23 protein-coding genes and 1 pseudogene are annotated in these 20,563 nt (G+C 65.5%); 11 read left to right on the top strand and 13 right to left on the bottom strand.

Annotated features, from left to right (window positions below):
* Positions 1-84: 84 nt before the first annotated feature.
* From OIE68_RS19160 to OIE68_RS19150, 3 genes are read right to left on the bottom strand one after another with little or no spacing between them, the layout of a single operon-like run.
* The gene (locus OIE68_RS19160) at positions 85-1,164 is read right to left on the bottom strand and encodes a dihydrodipicolinate reductase (protein WP_327100728.1); all 1,080 of its coding nucleotides are present in this window, start codon (positions 1,162-1,164) and stop codon (positions 85-87) included.
* A 4-nt stretch (positions 1,165-1,168) separates the two neighbouring features.
* Positions 1,169-1,987, bottom strand: a complete 819-nt coding sequence (locus tag OIE68_RS19155; RefSeq protein WP_327100727.1) for an acyl-CoA thioesterase — start codon at positions 1,985-1,987, stop codon at positions 1,169-1,171.
* 45 nt (positions 1,988-2,032) lie between these two features.
* Entirely contained in the window at positions 2,033-2,686 is a 654-nt protein-coding gene (locus tag OIE68_RS19150; RefSeq protein ID WP_327100726.1) for a TetR/AcrR family transcriptional regulator, read from the bottom strand.
* Between the two features lie 177 nt (positions 2,687-2,863).
* Here OIE68_RS19150 and OIE68_RS19145 point away from each other — a divergent pair, with 177 nt between their 5' ends.
* The 4 genes from OIE68_RS19145 to OIE68_RS19130 all read left to right on the top strand — a co-directional run bounded on the left by OIE68_RS19145 (position 2,864) and on the right by OIE68_RS19130 (position 7,577).
* Positions 2,864-3,862 (top strand): acyl-CoA dehydrogenase, encoded by a 999-nt coding sequence (locus OIE68_RS19145; RefSeq protein WP_327100725.1) that lies wholly within the window; start codon positions 2,864-2,866, stop codon positions 3,860-3,862.
* Complete coding sequence (locus OIE68_RS19140; protein ID WP_327100724.1) at positions 3,846-5,021, top strand: acyl-CoA dehydrogenase family protein; 1,176 nt, start codon at positions 3,846-3,848, stop codon at positions 5,019-5,021. Before OIE68_RS19145 ends, OIE68_RS19140 begins: the two co-directional genes overlap by 17 nt.
* An 11-nt stretch (positions 5,022-5,032) precedes the next feature.
* On the top strand, positions 5,033-5,815 hold the full coding sequence (locus OIE68_RS19135) for an enoyl-CoA hydratase (protein ID WP_327100723.1): 783 nt from the start codon (positions 5,033-5,035) through the stop codon (positions 5,813-5,815).
* 406 nt (positions 5,816-6,221) lie between these two features.
* Complete coding sequence (locus OIE68_RS19130; RefSeq protein ID WP_327100722.1) at positions 6,222-7,577, top strand: cytochrome P450; 1,356 nt, start codon at positions 6,222-6,224, stop codon at positions 7,575-7,577.
* Between the two features lie 76 nt (positions 7,578-7,653).
* Here OIE68_RS19130 and OIE68_RS19125 read toward each other — a convergent pair whose 3' ends face one another.
* Positions 7,654-7,875, bottom strand: a complete 222-nt coding sequence (locus OIE68_RS19125; protein ID WP_327100721.1) for a hypothetical protein — start codon at positions 7,873-7,875, stop codon at positions 7,654-7,656.
* Positions 7,876-8,035: 160 nt separating this feature from the next.
* On the opposite strand from OIE68_RS19125, the pseudogene OIE68_RS19120 reads away from it, so the two are divergent.
* Positions 8,036-8,386, top strand: a pseudogene (locus OIE68_RS19120) (CYTH domain-containing protein); the annotation flags it as partial.
* 45 nt (positions 8,387-8,431) lie between these two features.
* On the opposite strand, the gene OIE68_RS19115 reads toward OIE68_RS19120, so the two are convergent.
* The 9 genes from OIE68_RS19115 to OIE68_RS19075 all read right to left on the bottom strand — a co-directional run bounded on the left by OIE68_RS19115 (position 8,432) and on the right by OIE68_RS19075 (position 14,942).
* Complete coding sequence (locus OIE68_RS19115; protein ID WP_327100720.1) at positions 8,432-8,725, bottom strand: hypothetical protein; 294 nt, start codon at positions 8,723-8,725, stop codon at positions 8,432-8,434.
* A gap of 30 nt (positions 8,726-8,755) precedes the next feature.
* Entirely contained in the window at positions 8,756-9,490 is a 735-nt protein-coding gene (locus tag OIE68_RS19110; protein WP_327101723.1) for an acyl-CoA dehydrogenase family protein, read from the bottom strand.
* Between the two features lie 66 nt (positions 9,491-9,556).
* The gene (locus OIE68_RS19105; protein WP_327101722.1) at positions 9,557-10,645 is read right to left on the bottom strand and encodes an acyl-CoA dehydrogenase family protein; all 1,089 of its coding nucleotides are present in this window, start codon (positions 10,643-10,645) and stop codon (positions 9,557-9,559) included.
* A gap of 2 nt (positions 10,646-10,647) precedes the next feature.
* Positions 10,648-11,064 carry a nuclear transport factor 2 family protein gene (locus tag OIE68_RS19100; protein ID WP_040700292.1) on the bottom strand — a complete coding sequence of 139 codons (417 nt, stop codon included), beginning with the start codon at positions 11,062-11,064 and terminating at the stop codon, positions 10,648-10,650.
* Complete coding sequence (locus OIE68_RS19095) at positions 11,051-12,268, bottom strand: amidohydrolase family protein (protein ID WP_327100719.1); 1,218 nt, start codon at positions 12,266-12,268, stop codon at positions 11,051-11,053. The genes OIE68_RS19100 and OIE68_RS19095 overlap by 14 nt, the downstream gene beginning before the upstream one ends.
* A gap of 3 nt (positions 12,269-12,271) precedes the next feature.
* Positions 12,272-12,613: a hypothetical protein gene (locus OIE68_RS19090; protein WP_327100718.1), complete on the bottom strand. Its 342-nt coding sequence runs from the start codon at positions 12,611-12,613 to the stop codon at positions 12,272-12,274.
* Positions 12,597-13,865: an aromatic ring-hydroxylating dioxygenase subunit alpha gene (locus OIE68_RS19085; RefSeq protein WP_327100717.1), complete on the bottom strand. Its 1,269-nt coding sequence runs from the start codon at positions 13,863-13,865 to the stop codon at positions 12,597-12,599. Before OIE68_RS19085 ends, OIE68_RS19090 begins: the two co-directional genes overlap by 17 nt.
* A 4-nt stretch (positions 13,866-13,869) precedes the next feature.
* The gene (locus OIE68_RS19080; RefSeq protein WP_327100716.1) at positions 13,870-14,400 is read right to left on the bottom strand and encodes a carboxymuconolactone decarboxylase family protein; all 531 of its coding nucleotides are present in this window, start codon (positions 14,398-14,400) and stop codon (positions 13,870-13,872) included.
* A gap of 71 nt (positions 14,401-14,471) precedes the next feature.
* Positions 14,472-14,942 (bottom strand): pyridoxamine 5'-phosphate oxidase family protein, encoded by a 471-nt coding sequence (locus OIE68_RS19075; protein WP_327100715.1) that lies wholly within the window; start codon positions 14,940-14,942, stop codon positions 14,472-14,474.
* 107 nt (positions 14,943-15,049) lie between these two features.
* Between OIE68_RS19075 and OIE68_RS19070 the strand changes: the two genes are divergently transcribed.
* The 6 genes from OIE68_RS19070 to OIE68_RS19045 are packed head-to-tail and all read left to right on the top strand — an operon-like array spanning position 15,050 to position 20,555.
* Positions 15,050-15,358 (top strand): hypothetical protein, encoded by a 309-nt coding sequence (locus tag OIE68_RS19070; RefSeq protein ID WP_327100714.1) that lies wholly within the window; start codon positions 15,050-15,052, stop codon positions 15,356-15,358.
* A 39-nt stretch (positions 15,359-15,397) separates the two neighbouring features.
* Positions 15,398-16,564, top strand: a complete 1,167-nt coding sequence (locus OIE68_RS19065; protein WP_327100713.1) for an acyl-CoA dehydrogenase family protein — start codon at positions 15,398-15,400, stop codon at positions 16,562-16,564.
* A gap of 20 nt (positions 16,565-16,584) precedes the next feature.
* A complete protein-coding gene (locus tag OIE68_RS19060; protein ID WP_327100712.1) occupies positions 16,585-17,352 on the top strand; it encodes an SDR family NAD(P)-dependent oxidoreductase in 768 nt (255 codons plus the stop codon).
* Positions 17,352-18,590 carry a CaiB/BaiF CoA-transferase family protein gene (locus tag OIE68_RS19055; RefSeq protein WP_327100711.1) on the top strand — a complete coding sequence of 413 codons (1,239 nt, stop codon included), beginning with the start codon at positions 17,352-17,354 and terminating at the stop codon, positions 18,588-18,590. Before OIE68_RS19060 ends, OIE68_RS19055 begins: the two co-directional genes overlap by 1 nt.
* Positions 18,584-19,417, top strand: a complete 834-nt coding sequence (locus OIE68_RS19050; RefSeq protein ID WP_327100710.1) for an enoyl-CoA hydratase/isomerase family protein — start codon at positions 18,584-18,586, stop codon at positions 19,415-19,417. The genes OIE68_RS19055 and OIE68_RS19050 overlap by 7 nt, the downstream gene beginning before the upstream one ends.
* The gene (locus OIE68_RS19045) at positions 19,410-20,555 is read left to right on the top strand and encodes a thiolase family protein (RefSeq protein ID WP_327100709.1); all 1,146 of its coding nucleotides are present in this window, start codon (positions 19,410-19,412) and stop codon (positions 20,553-20,555) included. Before OIE68_RS19050 ends, OIE68_RS19045 begins: the two co-directional genes overlap by 8 nt.
* The last annotated feature ends 8 nt before the right edge of the window (positions 20,556-20,563 follow it).

The raw sequence follows: 20,563 nt of genomic DNA, 5'->3' as shown, positions 1-20,563 counted from the left end.
CGACAACACTCAGCCGCGTACGGCGGTGATGCGCGCCGGGAAGTGCGGCGGTGATGCGCGCCGCGAAGTACGGCCGCGATGCGCTCAGCCGAGTAGGGCCGCGATGTGCGGTAAGTCGAGGGTCGACCGAATCCCGGGATCGGCGGCACACACCGCCGGAATCGCATTGACCGCACGGTTGGCGGTATAGGCGGGGGATACGGCGGCCATGCGTTCGAGAGGGATCGGGAAGCGCAGGTCGACCTCCAGTGGCGCGTCGCCGACCACCGATATGTGCCATCCGGTATCGCGCAGGTCCCAATCGGCCTCGATATCAGTGGTGCAATACCAATTGGCGCGAAAGCTCAGCACCGGTTCGCCTGCCACCAGACCGGAGACCGTAGTGCGTTGGGCCGCAACGGTTCCCTGCTCGATCGTGCCCGCCGCGATCCGGGTGGTCGCACGCGCCGTCGCCACCGAACCGTGTGCCTCGATCGAATCCAGCGGGCAGCCGAGCGCGTCGCCGACCAACCGCAGTGACGGGCCGAAACTCGCGGCCAGATGCTCTGCACGAGCCGTGTTGGAATCACCCGGTGGCCGCCCGAAACCCATGACGTCGAACAGCATGGCGGGCGAATCGCGTTGCGACAGATCCGCGTACTCGTCGATCATCAGCCGGTCCAGCCGGCGCTGGATCGAGGACAGCACCAGCGGCACTACCTCGGTGATGAAACCCGGACTGCTGCCGGTGCTGTGGATCGAGGTGCCCCCGAGCGCACAGGCCTGCTGAATGCGTTGGCGCAGTGCGGGATCCATACTCGGCGGGTGGTGGAAAAGGCCGCACGTCGTCACCACGTTGCTGCCCGATGACAAGAGGCGGATCACCACCTCCGTGTCGAACACGAGCGGCATATAGAGCACGCAGTCGGCGTCTAGTTCGACGATCCGCTCGATGTCATCGGTGGCCAGCACGCCGGTGGCCGGGCTATCGCAGAACTCGCCCGCGTCGCGCCCCACCTTGTCCGCGCTGTGCACGAACAGGCCGACCAGCTCCATCTTCGGATGCTCGACGACCCCGCGCAGTGCACGCGCGCCGATGGTCCCGGTGGCCCATTGCACCACCCGGTGCGGCCGGTTCCCGGGTGCGTCGGAGGATCGCTTGATCACCATTCGATTCACGACCACGGGTTCACGCGACCTCGGATGGGAAGCGCACCATGGCTTCTTGCGCGTATGAGGCGACCAACCGGCCGTTCTCGGTCAGCACATCGCCGCGGCCGAAACAGCGGCTGCCCGCCATGAGCGGGCTGTGCTGGCGCAGTAACAACCAATCGTCGGTGCGCAACGGTCGGTGGAACCACACGCTGTGCGAGGTCACCGCCGAATGGAATGCGGTGCCGTTGCCGCGCTGACACACATCCTCGATCGGTCGCAGTGCGGTGCCGATGAGGTTGAGATCGGTGGCGTAGGCGATGATCGCCGGGGCCAGCTGCGGATCGACGTCCGGTGTGCGCATCCAGAACTCGAATTCCGGTGGGGCGGAGGCGGTGTCGTCGAGATCGACGGCGGATCGGGTTTCCCAGGGCAGCAGGTCCCACGTCACCTTGTGCTCGGCGCTCAGCAGTGGGGGAGCGGCGGGCACGCTCTGATGCTCCGGTCCCTCCGCCTCCGCGTGCAACGACACCGATGCGGTGGCCACGACCCCGTAGCTCTGCTCGGCGACGATGGTCACGGTGGCGAAGGAGCGGCCTTCGTGATGCCGGCGCACCCGATAGCGGATCGGCTCATCGGTCCTGCCCTCGCGGGCGAACAGTGCGTGCAACGACTTGACCGATTTCTCCGGGCAGGTCAGATCGGCCGCGCGGATGAACTGCCCGAGCAACTGCCCGCCGAAGACGCGGTAGTACTCGAGCTGCTGGTTGCGTCCCTCGAAGACGGATTCGTCGTCGAGGGACGGCCGAGCGGTCAGGTCGAGACAGCCGAGAAGATCATTCCAGAGGTCGGGCATGCCTCCGAGTGTAAGTGAAACTCTCCTGAACTGAGAATAATATTCTCAATCCTTGGTGAAGCCGTGTGCGCAGAAGTTCCAGACCTCGGTCGCGGTGATCGGGTGCACGGTCTCCTCGTCGGCGCCGCCGGTCGACTGGGCGATGAACATGACCGTCTGCATGACCATCGCGGCGGTGCGCCGCGGGTTCGCATCCGAGCGCAGCTGATCGGCCTTTTTGGCCTGCTCCATAAGCTCGGTGAACAGCGCGAGCAGCGGTGCGTGCGCAACCTTGACCTGCGCCGGATGCGTGACGAGCAGCTGTGGCGCGAAGTCGGTGAACAGCGGGCGCTGTGCGGCCGGATCGGGCCGGGACAACTCGAACAGCAGCTCGACGGTGACCTGCAGCCGCTCTAGTGGATCGGCCTTGGCATCGGCGGCGGCATGCAACTGGTCGGCGGTGCGCACGAGTGCGTCTTCGAAGAGGGCGAGCAGCAGCTCGTGCTTGCCGTCGAACTGCAGGTAGAAACTCCGCAGCGACTGGCGTGAACGATCGACGACTTCCTGCACGGTGAAGTCGGTGCTGCCCTTCTCGGTGATGATGGCCTGCGCTGCGTCGAGGAAGCGCTGAACGCGCTGTTCGGCACGCAGTTTCGCGGTCCGTAACGAGCGCTCGACGGCGCGCTGCTTCCAGGCTGGCTCTTCGCTCGGGCTGGTCACCGGCGCTCCGGTCCTCGGTCATGTAGAGAGAACATGGATGCACTGTACCGGAGAACGTGGTGTGTCCGTGTTGGCTGGACGCTGTGTCAGCGAACAAATGCGAGACTCTTACTTTCCGAACTGGAGAATGATATTCTCAGCTTTGGAGTGTGTCGGAGTGGCAAGGAGGCAGGCCGGATGCTTTTGGAGTTCGACTCCGATCAACTGCTGTGGCAGCAAACCGTGCGCGAGGTGGTCGCCAAGCAGTGCCCACCGACCCTGATCCGCGAGGTTGCCGATAAGGGCGCGGATCCGGAGGGGCTGTGGCGCACCTATGCGGAGCTGGGATGGATGGAGCTGACCGACCCGGCCGACGCGGTGGAACTGGCGATCGTGCTGGAGGAGTTGGGGCGGGCCACGGACCCCACCCCGTATCTGGCCACCATGACCCAATTCGCCCCGCTCGCACCGGATTTCGTGCGCACGGGTGAACCGGGCGCCGCGGTGTACGACGGTGTATCGGCAGTGCGCGACCGGGATGGCTGGCTGCTGAGCGGCACCGCGCGTCATGTGCTCGACGGCGATCGGGCGCGGCAGTTGGCCGTCACGACCGAGGCCGGGGTGTTCGTGGTGCCCGCCGACGACGTCACCGTGCGGCGCGCAGCCGTGTTCGATCCGGTGCTGCATATCGCCGAAGTGAGCTTTGTCCAGGTGCGGGTTCCGGACGATCGCTACCTGCGCGTCGATCCGCAGCCTGCGCGCCACCTGGCTACGACCGGGATGGCGCTGACCATGGTCGGCGCGTGTCGACGGGTACTGGACATGGTGCTCGAGCATGTACGCAATCGACAGCAGTTCGGCGTGCCGATCGGCTCGTTCCAGGCGGTCAAACACAAGGCCGCCGATATGCACATCGCGATCGAAAGAGCCCGCGCCCTGGCATATTTCGCGGCGATGACGATCCGGGAGAACGATCCGCGGCGGCGGCTGGCCGCGTCGATGGCCAAGGCCGCGGCGGGCGAGTGCCAGTCGCAGGTGTTCGGCCGCGGCATGCAGTTGTTCGGCGCCATGAGCTTTACCTGGGAAAACAACCTGCAGTTCGCGCTCAAGCGGGCCAAAGCCGGTGAGCTGTTGCTCGGCGGCGCGGCCGAGCACCGGGCGCTGATCGCCGAGGAGTACCGTGCGACTGACTTTTGATACCGAGGTCGAGGAGTTCCGGGCCGAATTCATCGCCTTCCTCACCGAATTCATGCCCGACGAGGCGGTGGCCGCCCGGGATCGACCGATCTCCAGTGCGGAGGTCCCGCCGTGGGCGCGGGAATGGCAGCGGCTGCAGTTCGACCACGGCTGGTTGCTGCCCGGCAACCCACCGGAATTCGGCGGCCGCAATGCCGGAATCCTGCAGCAGTATGTGCATTTGGAGGAGCTGTCCAAGCGGCGCATCTATCACAGCTTCAATCCGCAGGGGCTCGGCATCATCGCCGCCTCGCTGCTGTCGTTCGGCAGCGCGGAGCAGAAGAAGCATTGGGCGGCAAGGATTTTGCGTGCCGAGATCACCGCGGCGCTCGGCATGAGCGAACCGGGGGCAGGGTCGGATCTGGCCGGACTGCGCACCCGCGCCGTGCGCGACGGCGATCATTTCGTGGTCAACGGGCAGAAGGTATGGACCTCCGGTGCACACGACGCCGACGTACTGCTCACCTTCGTGCGCACCGATCCGGATGCGCCCAAGCACAAGGGCATCAGCGTGCTGCTGATCCCCACCGATACTCCCGGCGTGACCCGGCGACCGTTCGCCTCCATCTGTGGCCCGCACGATCTGGACTTCAACGAGGTGTTCTTCGAGGACGTCCGGGTGCCCGCGGAAAATCTGGTCGGCCCGCTGCACGGCGGCTGGGGCGTGGCCAACGGTTCGCTCGGACATGAGCGCACGCTGCTGTGGCTCAGTTTCGCCGACCGGCTGCAGGAGTTGATCGAGGACTTCCACCCGCGCACCGTCCTCGATCGCGACCGTTACGCGACGCTGGTCATGGATGCTCAGGCGCTGCGGTTGCTCGGGTCGGCGGCGCTGGCGCGCGAGGCGCGGGGCCAACAGGATGTGGCCGCGCTGTCGGTGCTGAAACTGCTCGGCTCGGAGGCGGTGCAGAACGGTTCGGAACAGGCGCTGTCCGCGCAGGGCCCCGACGGCCTGATCCATCCGGCAATGACCGCGCCGTTCAATCCGCTGAACAATGACAATTTCATCAGCAGTTGGTTCGAGCGGTACGTCCGAAGCTTCGCCGGAACCATCGCCGGCGGCACTTCCGAAATTCAGCGCAATATCGTCGCCGAGCGGGTGCTCGGACTGCCCAGGTAGCGGAGTTCGCAATGCATATTCTGTACGCCGTCGCCGATAAGATCGCGACCATCACCCTGAATCGTCCCGAGGTCGCGAACGCCCAGAACGGTGAGCTGCTGGACGAACTCGATGCGGCATGGGCTCGGGCGGCTGCCGACGACGACGTCTCGGTGATCGTCCTGCGGGCCGAAGGCAAGCATTTCTCCTCCGGTCATGATCTGCGCTCGGGCGGGCCGCTACCGGACAAGATCACCCTGGACATGATCTACAACGTCGAATCGCGCCGGTATCTGGAGTATTCGCTGCGCTGGCGGAATGTGCCGAAACCATCCATCGCCGCGGTGCAGGGGCGCTGTATTTCCGGTGGCCTGCTGCTGTGTTGGCCGTGCGATCTCATTGTCGCCGCCGAGGACGCGCTCTTCTCCGATCCGGTCGTGCTGATGGGTATCGGCGGCGTCGAATATCACGGGCACACTTGGGAATTGGGCCCGCGCAAGGCCAAGGAGATCCTGTTCACCGGACGTCCGGTGACCGCGCGCGAGGCCGAGCAGGTCGGCATGGTGAACAAGGTGGTGCCTCGTGCGGAGTTGGATGCGCAGACCACCGCGCTGGCCACGCAGATCGCCAAGATGCCGCCGTTCGGGCTGCGTCAGGCCAAGCGCGCGGTGAATCAAACGCTGGACATACAGGGCTTCTACGCCGCCATCCAATCGGTCTTCGATGTGCACCAGACCGGCCACGGCAATGCCCTCAGTCACGCCGGGCTGCCGATTCTGGCGCATCTGGACGAGATGAAGCAAAAGATGCAGTAGGTCGACTGCGGCGTGTGCGGGTGACGGCGACCTGGGAGCTGATTCTGGTTGTGGCGGAATGGCTTTTCGCCGAATGCGGATGGTTTCGGTGTCGAATCGGCAGATAGGCGAGGCGGCGAGCACTCGGCGGCGAGAACGATCTCTCGCTTGCCGATCTGGTGGCGTTGCTACCGGGCGCTTGCGATCAGATCGAGCAAGAGCGGAGCAATGGCCGGGCTTGCCGCGATGGTATGTTCCGCAGTCAGGCTGTGCGCGCTGCCATCGGAATCTGTTACGACAGCGCCACTTTCGCCTGCGATGAGAATGCCAGCGGCTTTGCCGGCCGGGACCTGTTGCGGGAGTTGGCCTCCAGTCACAACCACTGAAAATCAGCCGGATTCCGAGGAGATCGGTTCTACTTATTGTCATGTCTTCCACCTCCACAGTCAGCGGCCTGCCCCCGATGGTCGCCGGCCGCCTCCGGAATACCAAACATTTTGTCGTCGACCCGATCTCGTTCCTCTCCGACTCCATGACCCACCACGGCGACGTCTTTCGGTTCCAACTGATCAACGGGAGCATGGTCGGGATCACCCATCCCCACCACATCAAGTACGTCTTGCAGGAACGCATGGCGAACTTCACCCGCGAGACCCAGATGTACGACATCATCGAGCCGTTCGTGGGGCGAGGGCTGGCGACCATCGCCGACCACAACCGGTGGAGACGCAACCGGCGCCTCGTCCAACCGGCCTTCCACCACAAGAAGATCAGTGCGCTGAGCGAGATCATGGTGGCCGAGATCGACTCCATGTGTGACGAATGGGCCGAACACGCCCGCGCCGGACGGACGGTCGATATCGGTGAGCAGATGAGCCACCTCACGCTGCGGATCGTGGTGCGGGCGCTGTTCGGATTGGATCCCAACGGCCCGGAGGTCACCGGCTTCGCCCGCGCGACGCAGAAGGTGAACGCCGAGTTGGGGAAGTTCGTGCGAATGCCCTTGGTTCCCTTGAAGTTTCCGACGCCCAGCCATCGCCGTTTCTGGCGCGGGATCGCCGAAATGGATGCCATCGTCTACAAGGTGATCGACGACTTGCGCGACTCCGGCACCGGTGGGCTGCTGTCTATGCTCATCAACTCCACGGACGCCGATACCAACGAGAAACTCACGGACCTGGAACTGCGTGACGAGGTCGTCACCATGCTCTTCGCCGGTCACGAGACCAGCTCCTCGGCATTGACGTCGGCCATACTGCTGTTGCAACTGCATCCGGAGGTGCACCAGCGGCTGCGCGATGACGTTTACAGCGCCTTGACCGGCAGGCATGCCACCCTGGCCGACCTGCCCACGCTGCCCTACAGCAAGCAGGTACTCGAGGAGGTGTTGCGGCTCAAACCGCCGGCATGGATGGGGCAGCGGCGCGCCGCCGAGGACGATGAGATCGGGGGCTACCACATCCCGGCAGGCACGCCGCTGATGTACAGCTTCTACCACGCGCACCGAAACCCCGAGTGTTGGGACCGGCCCGATACCTTCGACCCGGACCGCTTCGCCGCCGACGCGGTCGCCGGCCGTGACCGGAACTTGTGGCTGCCCTTCGGCGCGGGCGGACACCTCTGCATCGGCAACGCATTCGCGATGATGGAGATGCAGCTGGCGCTCTCGACCATAGTCAGCCGGTTCGAGCTGACCATCGACAACCCGGACCTCACACCGATCTCCGCGCTGACCCTCAACACCAAGTTCCCGGTCATCGCGACGGTGACCGAACGGCAATAGCCTTGTGAAGAGTTGGTTGGAAGCAGCCGAATCACCAAGGAAGGAAATGGGTTACACGGCAGGCGGGAGAAAAGGATTACGGCTGACATGTCCGTTCCTGTTGCCAGGAGCTCGGTGAATCGGTGCGGCGGGTGAACGTCATCGACGGTGACAGGCCCATCAGTGGGCGGCGTTCCATGTCGTAGTCGGTAATCACTTGCAGCCACAAGTTCTTCAGGTCTGGGGCGGTGGCGAGCATCTGGCCGAGAAGTGTGGGGTGCTCCATCCGCTTCGGCGGGTTGTCGGAGCGCCTGAACACGACGAATGCGACGTTTGCGATCTGGAGACAGTGATCTCGCCGACGACCTGGGCCGCTACCTTGCCCGGATTCATCGACCCGTGCCACTCGCACCCCCGTTGAGTGCCTTCGGGTTCGACACCGCGACGGTTTCGCCGAAGTCACCTACAAGCCGCCGTCGACCGCCAGCACACACAGCCACGCCGACCTGATCACGAAGCGCGAAACAAACGTGCTCCTCAACGGCGCCGACCAGGCCGAGGCCGCCAACCATCTCCTCACCGCAATCGGCATGATCGAACTTGTCCGTGTCGAGAAAGCCCGGACCACTTACCGCCACCCCCACCACGACGACATCGTGGTCAGCATCGACACAGTCACCAAAGCCGGAACCTTCGTCGAAACCGAGGTCACCGCAACCGAAACCGTCGCAGCAACTACCCATCTCGAACAGGTCGAGATCGAACTCGGAATCGCAGACCACCGTGTGATCGACCTTCCCTACCGCGATCTCGTCATGGCGCATAGCTGACACCGCCTCGCCGCGTATGCGACCTGGTACTCCTTCGTATCTGGTTCAGATTGTTTCTGAGACGACGGTGATCACGGCCGTGATCTGGTCCAGTTCGCGCGGTATCGCACCGCCGAAATGGATCAGGTCGGGCGCGATTACCGCGTCCGCGTTCATCTTCCGAGCCAGGGCGACCAGTTGTGCGACCGGATTGTCGGTCTTGGCGCTGAAGGCAACGGTTTTGGTGAGGTTGTAGCCGAGACGCCCGGCTAGGCTCCGGATCTGGGTTTCGTCCCACCCCTGCCGTATTCCGGATACATCGCTGCGGAGATAGCCGATCGCGGTTGGAGCGAATTTCATGGCGGGCGCCTCGGGGTTTGCGGTTCGGATCTACAGGTGAACCAGGCGCGGTGCCGCGCCCGCGGTGCGGATGCGGGTGCCTGCCTCGCGGGTGAGTTCCCGTGTGCTGCCCAGCAATCCGTCCAGGATCAGGACGCGACGGATGTGCCGCTGTAGGTCGTGTTCGGCGGTGAAGCCGATACCGCCGAGTGTCTGCTGACAGTGTCGGGCCGCGATCAGTGCCGCGCGTCCGGCGGCGGCCTTGGCCAGCAGCGCGCCGAAATCGTCGTCGGCGGCCGTGAGGGTGGCTTCGGCGCCTTCGATGGCGACCAGCGTTTCGGCGAGGCGATGCCGGATCGCCTGGAACGACGCGACGGGACGACCGAATTGCTTGCGGTCCAAGGCATGTCGGCGGGCCAGCGACAGCATGGCGCGGCTGCTGCCGAGCAGCCAGCAGGCCAGGGCATGGCGACCGGCCGCCACCTCGACAGCGGTTCCGGTCCGCACCGGGTGCAGGGGGAGTTCCTCGTCCACCGTGGTACCGGGCCGATCGGCACGCTCCCAGACGACCCACGACCCGCCCGCGAACGGCAGCGGGTGCGTTGCCCCGAGGGGCGTACCGGCGGCGTGGGCGATGACATCGTTGAGTAGTGGCGCGTGCGCACCGGTCTCGCCGAGCAGGCGGAACACCAGAGGTATTGCCACGTCGGGTATTTCGGTGAGCAGGTCGGGCCAACCGAGGTCGGTCAGCGCCCGATCGAGCTGCTGCCCCCACGTCACCGTCATCGTCTTGCGCAGCGTGTCGGTGAGCAGTTCGAGCTCGGCAGTATCGGTATCGATGCTGGTCACGGCTTACTCCTTGCCCAGGTCGAGCAGACGGCGCGCGATGATATTGCGCTGGATCTCGGCCGTGCCGCCGTAGATGGTGGCCGCGCGCGAATAGAGGAATTCGGTACGCAATTCCGGATCGGTCAGCTCCACCGCACCGGGCAGCACATCGCGCATGGTGTCGAACAGTTGCTGTTCGGCACCGGCCAGCAGCACCTTGTCGATCGAAGTTTCCGGTCCGAGATGCTCGCCGGCGGCCAACCGCTGCTGGGTCAGCCGGGAGCGGCAGCGCAACGTATGCAATGCCAGATAGGCGGCACCGAGGTCGGCATCGTCGGCCACCGTGGCCGCGGCCGCCAAGCGGTCGAGCCGGGTGAACAGATAGGCGCCGCGGTGCCAGAAGCAGGTGGAGCGCTCGTGCGGGAGCAGATCCATCGCGACCCGCCAGCCATCGCCGGGCTGCCCGAGCATGCGGTCGCCGGGCACCACGACATCGTCGAAATACACCTCCGCGAATTCGTCGACGCCGTGCATCGTCCGCAGCGGACGCACCGTTATGCCGGGGGAGTCCATATCGAGGAAGAACGCGGTGATCCCGTCGTGTCCGGGTGCCGTGCGGGTCAGCAGGACGCAGCGCGCCGAGTACTGGGCCAGACTGGTCCACACCTTCTGGCCGTTGACCACCCAATCATCTCCGCGCGCAACGGCTTTCGTCGTCAGCGAGGCGAGGTCGCTGCCCGAACCCGGCTCCGAGAAACCCTGGCACCACTGCTCACGACCCGACAGCAGCAACGGCACCATTTCCGCCGCCAGCTCCGGGCGCGCATACGAAATCATCGTGGGCGCAAGCACTTCGACCATCGAATAGAGTCCCGGCTCGGCCAGGTCGCGGGTGGCGACCTCCTCCCCGAGAATCGCGCGGAGCATGGCGGGCCCGCCGAGACCGCCGATCGCGGCGGGCCAGCCGTAGCGCATCCAGTCCGCGTCATAGAGGGCCCGACGCACCCGTGCCAACTGGGCGACCTGACCGTCCAGCGAATGATCCGGACCGGGGGACAGATCGTGCTCGTCCAGCCAGGCCCGCACGCCGGACCGGAATTCGGACACGTCCATGGTCATCCGCGGGTGTTCTCGAAGGCGTGTGGGATGCCCGAATCGTGCACGCCGCTGCGGCGGATGAAGGTCATCCGGCGCGTCTTCAGCCGCCATCCCGCTTCGGTTCGCACGATGCTGTCGGTGTAGTAGCCGATGCGCATATCGTGGGTGCTGTGGTCGATGAAGCACAGCGGCTGGGTGCCCGCGGCGGTGTCACCGTCGATATCGAGAACCGGTGTGCCCGTGAGAAATAGCCCCTTCGGCGCGGCGGCGACCAGCTCCGGGAACAGGTCGAGGGTATAGGTGTCGCCGAATGCGCTGTAGGTGCCGTCGGGGGTGAATACCGCGAGCAGGCCATCGATATCGCCCTTGGTGATCGTCACCGCGTAGCGGGCCAGCAGCTGCTGGATCTCCAGCAGATCATCATTTCTGGACATGGACCTTGCCGCCTTTCATGACGAACCGCACGTTCTGGGTGGCGGTGATGTCGCGCAACGGATCTCCCGGCACGCCGATGATGTCGGCCAGCTGTCCCTCGGCCAGCCGTCCACGGTCGGTGACATCGATCAGTTCGGCCGCGCGCACAGTGGCCGCGCGCAGGACATCGATCGGGCTCATGCCGCGATCGACCAGTGCCACCAATTCGTCGGCGTTGCGGCCGTGCGGGATCGCCGGTGCGTCGGTGCCGACGGCGATCTTCACTCCGGCCTCGTAGGCCGCCCGGACCGAGGTGCGGGCCTTCGGGAACATCTCGGCGGCCTTGGCCTGCAAGGCCGGATCCGCCTTGGATACATCCATCGCATCGGCGAGCCGGGTGGTCGGCACCAGCCAGGTGCCCGCCGCCACCATCATCTTGATCGCCTCGTCGTCGATGAGGAAGCCGTGCTCGATGCAGTCGATTCCGGCGTCGACGGCATGTTTGACCGCCTCCGCACCGTGCGTGTGGGCGGCGACCTTGAGCCCGCGCCGGTGCGCCTCGTCGACGATCGCGCGCAGCTCCTCGTCCGAATAGTGTTGCGCCCCAGGAGCTCCGGTGAGTGACATGACGCCACCGGAGACGCAGATCTTGATCAGCTGCGCGCCGTGCTTGATCTGGTACCGCACCGCCTTGCGCACCTCGTCGACGCCGTTGGCGATGCCCTCCTCGAGGGTCAGCTTCAGCACGTCGGGCGCGAAGGCGGAGAACATGGTCGGATCCAGGTGGCCACCGGTGGGTGTGATCGCGTGGCCCGCCGGGACGATCCGCGGGCCCTCGATCCAGCCCGCGTCGATCGCCTTGCCGAGCGCCACATCCAACAGGTAGCCGCCGGTCTTCACGAACAGCCCGAGGTTGCGCACGGTGGTGAAACCGGCCCGCAGCGTGCGGCGGGAATTGCCCACCGCACGCAGCATGCGCAGTGCCGGATCGTCTTTCACACTGGAGGCCAGGCCGGTCTCGCCGCGACCGCCCATGAGGAGGTTGACCTCCATATCCATCAGGCCGGGCAGCAGCACCACATCACCGAGATCGATGACCTCGTCGCCGTCGTCCGCGGTCGCGCCGACGCCGACGATCCGATCGCCGTCGATGCGAACGATGCCGGGTCGGATTATCTCGCCGGTGTCGATATCGAGTAGACCGGCCGCCTTCAGTGTCAGCATGGTTTAGACCACCGGCTCCTTGATCACGTCGAGGTAGGCGGCGCCGGAATCGGGCACCCGCGGCTGCTTCCACACCTCGATCGGGAACGACACCATCACCAGCGACTGCAGCAGGTGGAACAGGTGCCGGGCGTCATCGGGCAGGTCGGACCACTCGAACTTGTCGCAGTAGTCCAGCGCCGCCTGCAGGCGCGGGAAAACGGTGTCGTACAGGTCCTGCATCTCCTCCATCGGGGAGGCCAGCCGCTTGGCGTAACGCTCGGGCTCGGTGGCCAGGATCCAGTCCGAAAACCGGTCCAGGTCGGCGAATTCGGCGGGCAGCGCCTTCTCAGTTGTTTCGGGCATCGCGGTACTCCTTGACGATCTTCTGAACGGTGAGGTGCAGGTGGCGCAGCAGCACTTCCTGGTCGTTGAGCGGGAATTCGGTGATCACACCGGTCTCGAGCATGGTCTGGGTCGCTTCGAGGGTGTTGGCGTCCTGCAGCGCGTATTCCTTGAAAGTGACCGCCGCCAGTTCCTTGCCGAGACGTTCACGCGCGCTCGTCGACGGCACGAAGTACAGATTCGCCTCGAAGATGTGCTTGTTCACCGCGGTCGGCCAGTAGTGGTAGGTCAGGTACCAGCCCGGCGCCCAGATGAGGATGCCGAAGTTGGGGAAGACCTCGAATTCGTCGATGCCCCAGGCCTTGTGGCCGGCGGGGTTGACCCCGGACGGCAGCGGATCCAGCCCCTCGATATCGGGCCGGTCCCACGGACCGAACAGGCCGCTGCGCAGCTCCCGCTCCATCGGCTTGACCATATTGATGTCCTTGGGCGGGGCCATACCGCCCCACGAGGACACCATCGAATGCGGGGTCCAGCACTCGTAGTGCAGTGCCTCGAAGCCGACATTGAGCAGCTTGTCGGCCTCGTCCTTGACCGCCTGCTTCATATGCAGCACCGGCGCGTGGTAGAACTCGGCGAAGGCATCGATGAACAGCTTCCAGTTGCTGCCGATCTCGGCCTTGTAGCTGTAGACCTCGGTCATCTCGTGGAAGGGGTAGCCCTCCAGGCCTTTCGCCCATGCGCCGAGGTACGCCTCCAGTGGCTGGGCGTCGTCGTCGAGGTTGATGAAGATGAAGCCTTCCCACACCTCGCAGCGCACGGCCTTGAGCCCGAACTTGCTCTTGTCGAGGTCGAAGAATTCCTTCTCCTGCTGGACGAAGGTGGCCTCGCCCTCGAGGCTGTAGCGCCAGGCGTGGTATTTGCAGGTGAACTGTCGGCAGCTACCGGCGGTCTCCTCGCCCGGGAAGTCGTCCCAGACCAGTTTGTTGCCGCGGTGCCTGCAGATGTTGTAGTAGGCCCGCACTTGCTGATCGTGGTCCTTGACGATGATCATCGAGGCGTTGACGCAGGCCAGCTCCCTGGTGAAATAGCTGCCGACGCGGGGCAGCCGCTCCACCCGGCCGACATTGAGCCAGCTCTTCTTGAAGATGGCTTCCTGTTCGTCCTTGTAGAACTGGGGATCGGTCGAGTCGGTGAAGTCGACCACCTCGGTGCCGAGCTCGGGATAGTTCTCCGTCCAGCTGCCCGCCGTCGGTTTGGTGAAGTGTGGCAAGGGATTACCTTTCAGGGTCGGGCTGTACGCCGAAGGTGTTGAGCGCGATGGCCAGCAGGATGTAGCCGCCGACCGTGAAAACCAGATCCATGCGCTGCTTTTCATCGAGTCGTTCGGCAAGTGCCGCCCAGGTCTGGTCGGACAGTTCGGATTTGTCGTCGAGTTCGTCGACAGCGGTGAGGACGAGGCGGTCGAAATCGTCGGCGGCCTCACCGCGGGTGACGGCCTCGATCTCGTCGAGGGTGAGTCCGGCATCCTGGCCGAACCGCAGATGATGGGCCCACTCGTAGGCACAGCCGCGCCGGTGGGCGACCCGCAGGATCGTCAACTCGCGCACCCGGGGCGGCAGCGTGGACCGGAACAGCAGGTAGACGCTGAATCCGAGATAGGCCTCGGTCAGGTCCGGGTGCCGGGCCAGCGGTCCCATGGCGGGGCCTGCCCCTTCCGCATTGCGGATCGCGCGCGGCAGTAGCGCCTTGAAGGCGTCGCGGGTCCGGTCGTTCCATTGCTCCGCGGGCAACGGCGGCAGACGCATTCCTGTCCTCCTCTCATGAGAATTAGATTCTCCAAAACTGAAGACTAGATTTCCACGGACAGATGCGATAGTCAACGTCGAGGTTGTAACCGGGCGAAATCCCAGCTGACGACGTGGTCCGGCGTCAGCCGCAGCCAGCCGTGGCGGCCGTCGTACCGAAACGGCTGCCCGCCCATGTACTTGTCGGCGAACAGCCGCTCCGGTTCGGTGAGCTCCTCGACCGGTGTGCCGGTGCGCGGCGTTTCGCCGACCACTTCGGCGCGTCCGCGCAGTTCGACGCCGCGCAGCTGGAGGAAGTCGGTCCCGCCGTCGTCGACGATCGCGCTGATCCGTGGATCGCGAGTGATATCGGTCCACCGCTGGCTGCGCACCAGCGAGTTGAGCCACAGGGCCGTGCCGTCCCAGGCGAACCACAGTGGGCTCGTATGTGGGTGTCCGCCGGGGCCGAGGGTGGCGACCCGGCAGATCGGCTGGCTCTGCAGGAAGGTGTCGCGTTCGGTGGCGGTCATCGCGATCGCCCGTGCTCGTCGCTGCTCAGTCATGCCCATCTTCCGATCGGATGTTGATTCTCCTAGAATGAGAATATAGTTTTCTGATAGCGAGAGCGTAATGACTGGAGAGGTCAGCCCGAGTGGAAAGGAGATTCACCATGACGGCGCCGATTCGTCCCGGTGAACAGTTCGCCAGCACCGTATGCGGCACGCGGGTGGTGGTGGTCCGGGCGCCCGCCGACGCTCGGCCGGAAATCGCGTGCGGTGGCGCGCCCATGGTGCCCGCGGCCTCGGCCCCGCCCGGGAAAAAAGCAGGAGCGGATGCGGTCACGTTGATCGGGAAACGCTATGTCGACGCCGCGGAGACCGTCGAGCTGCTGTGCACCAGCTCGGGCACCGGCGAGCTGACCTGCAACGGGACCGCGATGACCCGCAAGGCCGCCAAAGCGCTGCCTGCCTCCGACTGAAAGGGGTTGCTGGTGCGCGACGACATGAACGTCGGAGGCATGAATTTCGAACTCACCGAGGATCAGCGGCTGATCCGCAGCACGGTCGCCGAACTGTGCCGCAAGTTCGACGACCAGTACTGGATGGAAAAAGACCAGGCACACGAATTCCCGACCGAGTTCTACAACGCCATCGCCGAGGGCGGCTGGCTGGGCATCACCATCCCGGAGGAATACGGCGGACACGGGCTGGGCATCACCGAGGCCACGCTGCTGGCCGAGGAGGTATCCCGATCGGGCGGTGGTATGAATGCCGCCAGCTCGATCCACATGTCGATTTTCGGCATGCATCCGGTCGTCGTGCACGGGTCCGCGGAATTGAAACAGCGGACCTTGCCGCGAATCGCCACCGGTGATCTGCACGTGTGCTTCGGCGTCACCGAACCCGGTGCCGGCCTGGACACCACCCACATCACCACCTTCGCGCGTCGCGATGGCGACCACTATGTCGTCAACGGCCGCAAGGTATGGATCTCCAAGGCGATGGAGTCGGAGAAGATCCTGCTGCTGACCCGCACCCAGCGCTACGACGAGGTCGCCAAGAAGACCGACGGCATGACGCTGTTCCTCACCGACCTCGATCGCGCGCACGTCGATATCCGGCCGATCGCGAAGATGGGCCGCAATGCCGTCACCTCCAACGAGGTGTTCATCGACGGTCTGCGCATCCCGGTCGAGGACCGAGTAGGGGAGGAGGGCAAGGGATTCCGCTATCTGCTCGACGGCCTGAATCCCGAGCGCATGCTGATCGCCGCCGAAGCACTGGGGCTGGGGCGGGTCGCACTGGATCGGGCCACGAAATACGCCAAGGAGCGAGTGGTGTTCGGCAGGCCGATCGGCATGAACCAGGGCATCCAATTCCCACTGGCCGATTCGCTCGCCCACCTGGATGCCGCGGAATTGGTGCTGCGCAAGGCCACCTGGCTCTACGACAACGGAAAATCGTGCGGGCGTGAGGCGAACACCGCTAAATATCTGTGCGCCGACGCGGGATTCACCGCCGCCGACCGGGCGCTGCAGACCCATGGCGGCATGGGTTACGCCGAGGAATACAGCGTATCCCGCTATTTCCGGGAGGCCCGCGTCATGCGGATCGCCCCGATCAGCCAGGAAATGATTCTGAACTACCTGGGCTCCCACACGCTGGGCCTACCCAGAAGCTATTAGCAGAGGCAGGAAATTACCGAATGGCAGCCAAGAACGGACTTTTCGAGCTGACCGGGCGGGCCGCAATGGTCACCGGCGCGGCAGGCGGCATCGGCTCAGCGGTGGCACAGGCCCTCGCCGCGCAGGGCGCGGCGGTGCTGGTCACCGACGTCGATGCGGACGCGGCCGCGGCCGTCGCCGAGAAGATCACCGGAAACGGTGGCAGCGCGGCGAGTTTCGCCCTCGACGTGTCCGATCGGGCGGCCGCCGACGCCGCCGCGGCCAAGGCGGCCGAATTGGCCGGCGGCACACTGCATATCGTGGTGAACAACGCCGGGGTCACCGATCCGCACATGTTCGCCGATACCAGTGTCGACTCGATGCGGCGACTGTTCGAGATCCACACGCTGGGCACCTTCAACTGCTCGCAGGCGGCCTTGCCGTACCTGCCGACCGACGGCACCGGGCGCATCATCAACGTCACCTCGTCGGCCGGGCTGGTCGGCACACTTGGGCAGGTCAACTACTCCGCGGCCAAGGCGGCCATCATCGGGATCACCAAATCCCTTGCTCGCGAATTGGCGCGCAAGAACATCCTGGTGAACGCGCTGGCGCCGCTGGCGGCCACGCCGATGACCGAAACCATTCGCACCGGCGACAAGTTCGCGGCGCAGATGCTGAACCGAATTCCATTGCGGCGCTGGGCCGATCCGGCGGAGGTGGCCGGCGCCTTCGTCTTCCTCGCCTCCGACGCCGCCTCGTTCGTCACCGGGCAGGTGCTGCCGGTGGACGGCGGCATGGTGATGTGATGCCGGATACGGCGCAAGCGGGACCGTTGGCGGGTATTACCGTCGTCGCCCTGGAACAGGCGGTGTCGGCGCCGATGTGCACCCGGACACTCGCCGATTTCGGTGCCCGCGTGATCAAGATCGAAAATCCGGACGGTGGCGACTTCGCCCGGTATTACGACGATGTGGTCGAGGGGCAGGCGGCGCATTTCGTCTGGGTCAACCGCGGCAAGGAATCGGTGACGCTGGACCTGAAAACGCCTGCGGGCGTGGCGATTCTGCATCGCTTGCTGGATCGGGCCGAGGTTCTGGTATCGAATCTGGCGCCGGGTGCGACCGACCGGCTCGGTCTGGCACCGGCGGATCTGGCCGAGCGGCACCCGGACCTCATCGCGGTATCGATCGACGGATTCGGCTCGGGTGGGCCGCTGTCGCACAAGCGCGCCTACGACCTGCTGGTGCAGGCCGAATCGGGGGTGTGCGCGGTCACCGGATATCCGGATGCCCCGGCGAAACCGGGCCCGCCGATGGCCGATGTCATCACGGGACAGTATGCGGCGCTGTCGATTCTGGCATCGCTGTGCGGACGGCAGCGTCGGGGATCCGATGCGGGCGCGACGATCGCGGTCAGCCTGTTCGACACCATGGCCGATGTGATGGGCTATCACCTCACCTACGCCAGGCACTCCGGAATCGATATGCAACCACTGGGCATGAGCTCGGCGGCGGTCGCGCCCTATGGCGCCTACCGCACTGCGGACGGACAGACCGTGGTGATTGGCACCACCAACGATCGGGAGTGGCAGCGGCTGGCCCGCGACATCATCGACCGTCCTGACCTGGCCGACGACGAGGGCCTGCGCACCAATCCGGACCGCTGTAAGCGGCGCGACCTCCTCGACGAGGCCATCGGATCCTGGTGCGCCCGACACGATCTCGCCCGGATTCAGGAGCTCGCAGACGCCGCCGGAATCGGCAACTCCCGCTACAACCTGCCCAGCGAGGTCATCGCCCACCCGCAACTGTCGGCCCGCGATCGCTGGCGCAGCATCGACACCCCGTCCGGCCCGATCCCGTCGCTGCTGCCACCGGCCATTGTCGACGGATTCGATCCACCCATGGGCGCGGTCCCCGGACTCGGCGAGCATACCGACGCTGTGTTATCCGAAATCGGCTGCGGCGGTGCGGAAATCGCCGAACTCCGCGCGGCGGGCGCAATCGGTCCCGCATACCGGCAACCCGCGGAGCGGGCATGCTGAGTTCGCTGCTGACCGAGGATCGTGACGGCGTACGAATTTTGACCCTGAATCGGCCACATCGCAAGAACGCGATCGATGCCGAACTGTGGCAGGCGCTGGCGGATGCGCTGCGGGCCGCCGCGGCCGATCGCACCGTGCGAGCACTGGTGCTCACCGGAGCCGGTGGCGCGTTCTGTTCCGGCGCCGATATTTCGGTGCCCGATAACGGGCATCCGATCTATCGCATGCGGGCATTGACCGACGTGGCGTTGCTTCTGCACGAACTGCCGATGCCGACGGTCGCCAAGGTGAGCGGCGTTGCCGTCGGCGCCGGATGGAATCTGGCGCTCGGCTGCGATCTGGTGGTCGCCACGCCCGAATCCCGCTTCTCGCAGATCTTCGCCCGCCGCGGACTTTCGCTGGATCTGGGCGGCTCGTGGCTGCTACCGAAACTGGTCGGGCTGCAACAGGCCAAGCGGTTGGCATTGCTGGGCGAGATGATCGACGCCGAACAGGCGCGGGAACTGAACCTGGTGACCTGGGTCGTCCCTGTGGACGAAATCGATGTCTACGTAACCGATCTCGCCGCGCGGCTGGCGGCTGGCCCGCCGGTAGCGCTGGCACAGACGAAGGCACTGCTGAACGCGGGTGTCGATCACACCTTGCGCGAAGCGCTCGCGGGGGAGGCCGCCGCGCAGGGCCTCAATTTCGCCACCTCGGACGCCCCGGAGGCATTCGCGGCTTTCGCCGAGAAACGAGAACCGCAGTTCGACGGTCGCTGGACCGTGCACAGACCACCGGTCCGCGGCGCGGACCGGTCCGAACAGGGGAGTACAGCAGATGCGTGAGGTAGTGATCGCCGGAGCGGTGCGGACCGCGATCGGCAAACGCAATGGCGGACTGTCGGGTACGCATCCCGCCGATCTGTCGGCGATCGTGCTCAATGCGCTGGCGGGCCGCACGGGCATCGACCCGGCGGTCATCGACGATGTCATCTGGGGTTGTGTCTCCCAGGTCGGCGACCAGTCCAGCAATATCGGGCGCTACGCGGTGCTCGCCGCGGGCTGGCCGGAAACCATTCCGGGCACCACGGTGAACCGGGCCTGCGGATCCAGCCAGCAGGCCTTGGATTTCGCCGCGCAGGCGGTGGCATCCGGTGCACAGGAGGTCGTGGTCGCGGGCGGCGTCGAGGTGATGAGCCGGGTGCCGCTGGGTTCCGCGCGCGCCGACGGCATGCCCTATGGCCCGAAAGCTCTTGCCCGCTACGACGATTTCGCGTTCAACCAGGGCATCTCCGCCGAATTGATCGCGCAGAAATGGGGTTTCGACCGCACCCGGCTCGATGAGTTCTCGGTGCTGTCGCACGAACGGGCCGCCGCAGCTCAGGACCGCGGCGCGTTCGAGGAGCAGATCGTTGCCGTCGCAACCGATTCCGGGACGGTGATCGCCGACGAGGGCATCCGGCCCGGCAGCACGGTCGAGAAACTGGCCGGGCTGAAACCCGCCTTCCAGGCCGATGGCGTCATCCATGCCGGTAACTCGTCGCAGATCTCCGACGGCGCCGCGGCGCTGTTGGTGACGACCCCGGAAAAGGCGCGCGAGTTGGGGCTTACGCCGTTGGTGTGGTATCGGGCAGGCGCGGTCACGGGTGCCGATCCGGTACTCATGCTGACCGGTCCGATTCCGGCCACCGAGAAGGTGTTGCGCAAGGCCGGTATCGGTTTGTCGGAGGTCGGCGTCTTCGAAGTGAACGAGGCATTCGCCCCGATCCCGCTGGCCTGGCTGGCCGAAACCGGGGCCGACCCGGACCTGCTCAATCCGCTCGGCGGCGCGATCGCCCTGGGCCACCCGCTCGGCGGCTCCGGCGCCGTACTGATGACCCGGATGATCCACCACATGCGCGACAACGGAATTCGCTACGGCCTGCAGACCATGTGTGAGGGCGGCGGCACCGCCAACGCCACCGTCGTCGAACTCGTGCACTGAAGGAGCCG

The organism is Nocardia vinacea (assembly GCF_035920345.1).
GTDB lineage: Bacteria > Actinomycetota > Actinomycetes > Mycobacteriales > Mycobacteriaceae > Nocardia > Nocardia vinacea_A.
Note: the sequence above shows the minus strand (reverse complement) of the source record. Positions and strands in the feature narration are given on the sequence as shown.